1 protein-coding gene is annotated in these 670 nt (G+C 63.9%); it reads right to left on the reverse strand.

The features are described 5' to 3' along the window. On the reverse strand, window positions 1-670 hold a 670-nt coding region (locus HY26_RS02320; RefSeq protein WP_158531400.1), incomplete at both ends, for a type IV secretory system conjugative DNA transfer family protein.

Raw genomic sequence — 670 nt, forward strand, 5'->3', positions numbered from 1 at the left:
TTGAGGCCATAGCCTGCCATATAGGCGAGCGCGCTCTCGAAGAAGTCGAGCCGGCCGAGGGCAGGGAATTCGTCCAGCATGAACAGGACCCGCCGGCGGGATGTCGGCTCCGACACGGACACCTGCGGCGCCAGCAGCCCGCAGGCTCCCAAGATATTGAGAGCCAGCGACTTGCTGCGCGCTAGCACTGACGGACGCACATCCAGATGTTCCGTCAGCCGCCGCCCGACCTGGTTGAGGATGAGGCGCATCAGCGGCTTCGTCCGCGAGAGGTCTGATGGCGGCACGACCAGGTAGAGCGAGAGCGGCCGGTCGCCGGACACCAGGTCCTCGATCCGGAAATCGCTCCGGGACGTCACTTCCGCAATCACCGGATCGCGATAGAGCGACAGGAAACGCAGCGCCGTGGACAGCACGCCCGAGAGTTCATTCTCCGACTGGTTCATCAGCTCTCGCGCCGTCTCGGCGACCACGGGATGAACCTTGGGTGCCTCGCCCGTGCCGAGATGATTGGTCCGGAGCATGATCGACAGGGTCGTGCGGAAGGTTCGATCGGGATCGGCAAGGAAGCTCGCCACACGTGCGAGTGTTTTTTCCCGCTCTGCATAGAGGACATGCAGGATGACGCCGACGAGCAGCGAGTTCGCCTTGTCGACCCAGTGCCCGAGAT

Origin of the sequence: Hyphomonas sp. GM-8P (assembly GCF_003263315.1) — a bacterium.
Taxonomy (GTDB): domain Bacteria; phylum Pseudomonadota; class Alphaproteobacteria; order Caulobacterales; family Hyphomonadaceae; genus Hyphomonas.